Source organism: Mesorhizobium abyssinicae, assembly GCF_049887195.1.
Taxonomy (GTDB): Bacteria; Pseudomonadota; Alphaproteobacteria; order Rhizobiales; family Rhizobiaceae; genus Mesorhizobium; species Mesorhizobium abyssinicae.
Genome location: NZ_JARAKC010000036.1, coordinates 21,245 through 28,662, shown reverse-complemented (window position 1 = coordinate 28,662; position 7,418 = coordinate 21,245). Strand labels below are relative to the sequence as shown.

Here is a 7,418-nt window from a genome sequence, read left to right as displayed (position 1 = left end):
GCATCCGCCAACCGCAACCGGAGCGGACCAGGTAGCGCAGGGCGTTGACCACCTCCCGGAAATCAACCTCGCGCGGACGGCCGCGACGCCCAGGCTTGGGCATCAGCGGTGCGAACTGCTCCCACTCTTCGTCCGCCAAATCAGACGGGTAGCGCTTGGTCTTCTTGGCAATCCGGGCCATCCGCCCACGGCTCTGCTCTGTCCACATCCACAGCTTGATGGGGTTGTCTAATCGCGGCTTGGCGTCAAGCATCTATCGCGCGGATACGGCGCTGCCTGGTGCACGGTTGTCTTCGCGGTCGACATTCGCCGCCGCATGATGGAGCTTCGCGGGACGAGCCTTCAATGTGGACGACACACTTTGCTGAGACAGCAGTGCAACCCCCATCAAGGGAATGGCTCGGCTCACGTCCGGCGGGGACGCCTCAGGCGCTCAGATTCTGAACGCTATCTGGATTACGCTGCGGCTCCTGCAGTCGGATTGAAGAGCTCGCCAGTCTTGCGCATCGTGTGCATGATCACCGCCAATTTGCGCGCCACGGCCACGGCGGCTCGTTTGAAGCCCGGAGCTTGAGACCCCATGTGCGTAGGCTGCTTTCGGCCGAACAGCGTGTCAGGATGACCGCCGCGGCTTCGTAGAGAAGTCCCCGCAGATGTCGGTCCCCACGCCGGGATATATGGCCGTCATAATCGACTTCTCCCGATTGGTATCGGCGCGTTGTCAGACCGATCCAGGCGGCGACAGAGCGGGACTTCTTGAAGTTGTTTGGATCCTCAATGGCGGTGACGAAAGAGGTCGCGGTGATCACGCCGATACCGGGGATCGACATGAGGGCGCGGCACGCTTGGCTCTGACGAGCATCCGCAACCAGTTGGCGTCCGAGCTCGGCGGCGCGGATGCGAATGCCGCGCCAGGCCTGGAGCATCGGTAACACGATAGGAGCAAGTTCCTTGTGATCGACAAGAAGGCCTCGAACGTTCTTCTCGAACGTGGTTCCCTTACCTGCGGGAACGAGCAAGCCGAACGTTTTCATGATCCCTCGGATCTGGTTGGAAAGCTCGACGGTGATCCGGACCAGCCGGGTGCGTGCTGCCACGAGCGTGCGGGTCAACATGCTGTCGAAGCCTTTGACGCGCACCTCGCGAAAGAACCCTACCTCTGCAAGCTGCGCTAAACCGTCGGCGTCGTTCGCGTCCGTCTTGTTCGCCGCCATGTCAAGCGCAGCCTTGGCATGGCGCGCATCGATGCAGACTGCTGGCAATCCCTCGGCGCGCAGCGCATGATAGAACCACATCGACAGCGGGCCGGTTTCGAATACGATGCGCTTTACGCTAGGCGCCCGCTTGCGGACAAGCTCAGCAATGATGTTGGGATCAGAGGCGCACTTTCCGCGCCAGATCCGTTCGCCTTCACGGCGGATCGACACTGCCGTTTCTTTCATCGACACGTCGAGACCGATATATTCTGTCATGGCTGTTCTCCGTTGATGCTGGGCCCGGCGTCCAGTCGTGAGCCCGTATTTCATCTTATCGGGGAACAGCCACCCTTCAGGAACATGATTTGGCTCTCAGGGCCGCCGCTCCGGCGATTACCCCATGTGGACGGCCCCCGACCCAGCGGCATCGCAATGTGCCAAGATGGCGTTGTCAAAGGACCACCAGAGGGAAGGAACCGTCCGCATGCAAGTTATCACGATTGGATTGGATATCGCCAAGAACGTCTTTCAAGTTCACGGCGTCGATAATGCTGGAAACGCGGTGCTCCGTCGAAAAGTTCGGCGCGATCAGCTTATCCCGTTGCTTCGCGATATGCAGCCGTGCCTCATCGGCATGGAAGCCTGCGCGACGGCGCACCATTGGGCGCGGGAGCTGATTGCACTCGGGCATGTGGTCAAGTTGATGCCGCCGGCTTATGTAAAGGGCTACGTCAAGCGCAACAAGAACGATGCGGCCGACGCGGAAGCGATCTGCGAGGCGGTGACGCGACCGACAATGCGGTTCGTGGCTGTCAAATCGGCGGATGCCCAGAGCATTCTGATGCTTCATCGGGCTCGCCACCTCTTGGTTCGGCAGCGCACAGCGCAAATCAGCGCGATGCGGGCGCATCTGGCCGAGTATGGCGTCGTCGCACCGAAGGGCCGGGCCCAAGTCCGTGGTCTAATCGAAGCTCTGGACAAGGGCGATGGGCCGCTCCCCGCGATGGCGCGACAGGTTCTTATCCTCCTCGCCCGAACGATCGAGGGGCTTGGCGCGCAAATCCGGAAGATCGAGATCGAGCTTCTGGCGTGGTATCGCACGAACCAGGTCTGCCGGCGGCTTTCAACCATTCCCGGAATCGGCTTCACACGGCGACCGCCCCTCGCCGCCACCGTCGTCGACGCAAAAGTCTTCCGCTCCGGTCGTCAATTCGCTGCTTGGCTCGGCCTTGTTCCAAAACAACATTCCTCCGGTGGCAAAGACAGAATGGGAGGAATCTCGAAGATGGGAGATCGCTATTTACGGCATCTCCTCGTCGTCGGCGCCACGGCGGTCATCCGATTACACGCGGCGAAAAGCGACGACCGTCAGCACCTGGGCGAACCAGTTGCTCGAGCGTAAGCCGGCACGGCTGGTCACAGTCGCTGTCGCCAACAAGGTAGCGCGGATCGCCTGGGCGGTGATGGCGCGTGAGGAAAACTACCGCGCGACGCCGTCAATGGCTCGAGGGTAACGACGGTCCCGCGAAATGACATCCAGTTTGGGCAGGAGAGAACGACATCAGTGATGCAGATCCGGTCAAGCCGGGGATCGGGAGAACCTGCGTGATTCAACGCGCATCGCAGCGCGGCAGCTTGATGAGGGCCCGATCCACCGACACCATCATGGCCAGTGGCCTGAGGCCGCACAAAAACAGGCCGAACACAGGAATGAACCTGACCGCTTCAGTATTGCCATTGTCAGAATCTTCTTGCTCAACGGGGGCCGTCCACACATGAATCATAACCAAGCCTCAGACGGAACCCATAGCCAGACGATTTTCAAAACCGTCTCTCAGCGTGTGCATGGCTCGACAGTTTTCCTGCGGCGAGTTTTGGTCACCATCGCGCGGCACGCCACGTGTCCACGCTCGCGCTCCAGCGCAAGTGACACATGATCGCCACGCCAGATTCCTCCGTCAGGGTCATATTGTCCGCTATTTAACGTTCCATTGGGGTCTACAAGAACAGACGGCGCGATCTTCGACATCGAGCCCCTATACATCTTATCTCGGATTGCCTAAACACGAGTTTCTATTCAGATCGGGCCGAACTCCATCATACAATGCAATCGACGTGGACTTGAATGGCAACAGTCACAATTACTTCGCGTGAGAAGTGGCCGCTAACCTGCGGACTTTGCACGCATTCTCGCTTCAAATTCATTTAGAGTTTTTCCAGATCCCATGTTGTACTTCGCCAACACTCTGGATGGCCACCATACACTCGTCTCGAACCTTCTCCTGTTCCCTAACCGACTTCCCTGCTGCCTGATCGGCTGTACCGCTTGCGAAGCGATCGATGATGTCTCTCGTCACAGCAGGGGCCGTGTTGTGTGACCAGGGCCAATCAACCGACGGCCCAAATTGTTTGAAGAAATATTCAACGCCACCCTCTCCGGCCGAAAGCATGTAGAGTTGGCTGATACCCATGATTGCCCAACGCAAACCGGGACCGTACACAATGCTTTCGTCGATTTCACTTGTGGTTGCTATATCGTCGTTGACCATATGGAGAATTTCGCGCCACATTGACTCCTGAAGCCTATCCGAGAGGTGACCCGAGACCTCACGCTTTAGCGGCAGGACATGCATTCCGATCGATCGGTAGAATTCAGCGGCTGCCTCCTTCACGTCCGGACTCGTTTGACTATTTCCAACGACCTCAACCAGCGGACACAGGTAAACGGGATTGAATGGGTGACCGACAATTATTCGCTCCGGATGGGATATGCCAGTGTGCAATTCGCTTGGCATGAATCCCGAAGTGCTGGAGGATATAACGACGTCGGGGTCAGCCACTTTGGAGATGGGCTCCAATACCCGCAGCTTGAGTTCGAGAGACTCGGGCACATTCTCCTGAATGAAATCGGCCTTGGCCGCCATCTCTGCTGAGTCCAGGGTGAATGTTAGCTTGCCCGGGGCCGGCATGGGCAGTCCAGCAGTCAGCGCCTGCAATTGCGGCATCAAAGCCGCCTCTCCCATGAAGCCCCGGGAGAACGCTTCACAGAATTGCGCAAGCAACTGCCCTTCGCGCTTCTCGGCCTGGATACGGACAACGGTCCCGTTTTCATGAACGAGACGCTGAAGGCCTATTGCGCCGCCGCCACATCGTCTTCACGCTCTCCCAGAGAACGCCGGCGGGTTCATGCCGAAATTGCGGCCGTCCTTGGTAGCCTTCATTGCCGCCTGCTCGGAAACTATATGACCGCTGGCGCAAGGGAAGACGAGGGTCCAGACCGGCACATAGGACGTGTTGAACACGACAACGCCCGTTTGATCGTCCTCGATCTCGACATGATCGAACGAGCCCAGCTCGCCCATACTCCCTGACTTGTACTTGATAATCCGTTCCAATGAGAACTTGACGTCCTTGGCAGTCATCTTACCGTAACCGCCGGTGAACTTGATGCCTTTCTTCTTCAGGCGTTGGATCCTGGCTTTTACACCTCGAGTTACGAAGTCAATGTGATGGATTGCCTTTATGCAAAGCTCACGCGTTTCAACCAGCGCCTTTGCATTAGCGATCAGAACTTCCGTCGGCACGCCCCCGGAACGCAGGTAAGCGCCTTCCATCCCTTCGAACCAGTCGGTCTGGCGCTGCCTCGGCGAGGCCCGGATGTGCATCCGACTAAGCCAATCGTCCAGACCATCAAATGCTGTCCGACGCACGGGCTGGCGATACGCAACAACGCCACCTTCACGAAGATATCGGCGAACCGTGTTGCGCGCGCATCCAAACTCCTGCGCAATTCGTTTCGCTCCCCAGCCTCGTTCGTGAAGGCCTACCATGTCCAGAACTTCTTCCCCCGATCGCTTTTCCAACCCCGCACCGTTCCAGACAATGCAGGTTGCGATGAAAACTCTCTCGCCATCGATTCTTCCTCTCAAAAGAGAGGGGTCTGTTCTTCGTTTCGTTCGGAGGAGTTCAAGCCCTCCGATCAACCGGTTCGGTTCAGACGAGTGGAAAGCCGCCGCGTCGGTTCGAGCATCGCTGGGGATTTAGGACCGGCAGGACTTCTGTACGAAGGGCCGTGATCACGGGGTCCGGGTGAAGTGTTTCCTAAGCAAACGCATATCTGGAGGATCTTAACAAGAGCGCTGCCGGGGAGCGGATATCGAACGCCCAGCTCGGCGAGCACCTCGATGACAAACTCACCGAGGGCCGCGACGGCCGTTTGAAGGTGCGGTGGAACATTTCGCGGATAGCTCGTGTGGAAACAAACTGCCGTCAAAGATTTGATCGAGGTGGTTTGCGACATAGTCAGGAACTCCGTCCTCGTCTTGACACAACTCGCCGCCGTTGTTGAGGCCCCTGGTTATGAGAAGTGCGTCGAGCCCGGCAGCCTTTGCACCCTTGATATCAGTATCAACCTGGTCGCCGACCATCAAAAGGCGGTTGGTACCGGCCCGAGCGATGCACTCGTCGAAAATCGGTCTTCCTGGCTTGCCCACAAACTTGACTGAGATCGGAGGAGCTCCAAACGGTGCTAGTCCTGCCTCGAGCATTGGCCTTATTATGCCAGGTCCGAAGAAGAGTGACCCATCCTTGCTCGGATAAATGATGTCCACGTTTGCCGCTATCATACGGGGCATTTCGCCCGTCTCGATCAGCCTGCGTTGAAAGATTGACAGGATGCGGTCGGCAGCTCGTTTGAAGTCGAAACCTTCGTCATCGAGCACCACGAGCGTGTCGAATGTCTCGGCCGTAGCGGCGAAACGAAGATGTGGATGCTTGCCGAAAACATCATGCGCAGCTTGTGGACTGCCTAGATAAGAAACCAGTCGACCGGCTTCCAGCTCTTCAAGTACGAAATGTCGTGCAACACCTCCCGCCGACACTATACGGTCAACTGTTGGAATTGGTAGTCCGGCGGCGCGAAGACGCGCCAATATGGTTTCATCAGATCCACTACTAACATTCGTCACTATGTAGTATGGACGCCCAGACGTATCAAGTCTGGTTAAGATATCATCAGCGCCTTGGATGGCGTCATTTCCGCTAATAAGGACTCCCGTTGCGTCGAAAAGTATCGCGTCATAGCAATCTGCCAGCGTATGGGAAGTTGAGCTTTCGGGAGGACCGGCGAGTGCACGATGGACCGAGTCCCTCCTTGGCTGAACTGCGCTCGCACTAGAGGACGGAAAACGGCCTGGACGCTCGAGGCTCACTTCGGGTGGTATATTGTCTTGGGACGCCTCAATATAAGCCCAGGCCAGCCACTTGCATAAAATCGAAAGGTCTTCGGACTCGACCGTAGGCCCCGCCCATATCCGGAATCCCGGGGGCGCGTCACCGTAGCTCCAAATGTCAAAAGCCGCGCCTTCTACCTCGAGCAGACGAGTCATCCGCCCTGCGATTTCCCCATCGTCCTCCGTCTCTCCGACTGCGAGTTGCTCTTTGAGAACCCGGAGCGTGATTGAACAGGCCGAACGTGAGGCGGGATCGGGGCAAGTCCAATCAATCCAAGGAGTAGAGTCCACCCAATCCGCCATTACAGCATAGTTATCGGCAACTCTGTTCAGAAGCGCGGATAGCCCACCACACGCTTCGGCCCAGTCGAGCGCAGAATGTATATCCTCGACGGCGAACATGCTGGGGGTCGAAATAGTGCGACCGCCAAAGAATGCTTCGTTCACGGACCCATCGGCATTGTGGAGCTTCATGAGCCTGGCTACGGGCTTAACCTCGCCGACCTTCAGCCGCGCCTGGGCCCGAGGCGAGAGCGCGATCATGCCATGGCCGCCTTCGCCGCCAAGCGCCTTCTGCCAAGACCAGCACAGAACGTCGACTCGATCGTAAGCGATACGCCTCGTAAAAGCTGCAGAGACGGCATCTGCGATCACAAGTCCGGCCCGGTCAGGAAATATCCAATCAAGATTCGGTGGGCAAACGCCGCTGTTGGTGCCGTTTAATACCAGGACAATGTCGTGATTGGGATCGATCCCCTCGGTGTGCGGGAATTCCCCGAAAGCACAAACGTGGCGCCTCTGCGAAGCTAGCGCTAACGTATCGATCTCATTTGCCCAATACCGCGAGAAGCTATCTGACAAGAATGTCTCGACTGGAGACGGGCCAAGAAGGTTCTGTAGGGCCATGCTGCATGCCCCAGTGCCCGAACCGGGCACGATACCGCAAATCCAGCTATCGGGCAGCTCTAGCAGAGCCACCATGCGCCTGATT

4 protein-coding genes and 3 pseudogenes are annotated in these 7,418 nt (G+C 57.8%); 1 reads left to right on the top strand and 6 read right to left on the bottom strand.

From position 1 onward, the window contains the following. The coding region (locus tag PU724_RS32055) for a transposase (RefSeq protein WP_426213769.1) at nucleotides 1-208 on the bottom strand (208 nt) is incomplete at its 3' end. A 248-nt stretch (nucleotides 209-456) separates the two neighbouring features. Next, nucleotides 457-1,472 (bottom strand): annotated as a pseudogene (locus PU724_RS32050) (IS110 family RNA-guided transposase). Nucleotides 1,473-1,680: 208 nt separating this feature from the next. Here PU724_RS32050 and PU724_RS32045 point away from each other — a divergent pair. After that, nucleotides 1,681-2,710, top strand: a pseudogene (locus PU724_RS32045) (IS110 family RNA-guided transposase). 96 nt (nucleotides 2,711-2,806) lie between these two features. Here PU724_RS32045 and PU724_RS32040 read toward each other — a convergent pair. From PU724_RS32040 to PU724_RS32025, 4 genes and pseudogenes are all read right to left on the bottom strand, one after another. Then, a complete protein-coding gene (locus PU724_RS32040) occupies nucleotides 2,807-2,980 on the bottom strand; it encodes a hypothetical protein (RefSeq protein ID WP_426213767.1) in 174 nt (57 codons plus the stop codon). Nucleotides 2,981-3,397: 417 nt separating this feature from the next. Further along, nucleotides 3,398-4,120 carry a 3-hydroxyacyl-CoA dehydrogenase NAD-binding domain-containing protein gene (locus PU724_RS32035; RefSeq protein ID WP_426213768.1) on the bottom strand — a complete coding sequence of 241 codons (723 nt, stop codon included), beginning with the start codon at nucleotides 4,118-4,120 and terminating at the stop codon, nucleotides 3,398-3,400. Nucleotides 4,121-4,675: 555 nt separating this feature from the next. Further along, nucleotides 4,676-5,109 (bottom strand): annotated as a pseudogene (locus tag PU724_RS32030) (helix-turn-helix domain-containing protein); the annotation flags it as partial. Between the two features lie 280 nt (nucleotides 5,110-5,389). Further along, nucleotides 5,390-7,333 (bottom strand): HAD hydrolase-like protein, encoded by a 1,944-nt coding sequence (locus tag PU724_RS32025; protein ID WP_426213766.1) that lies wholly within the window; start codon nucleotides 7,331-7,333, stop codon nucleotides 5,390-5,392. Nucleotides 7,334-7,418: the final 85 nt, after the last annotated feature.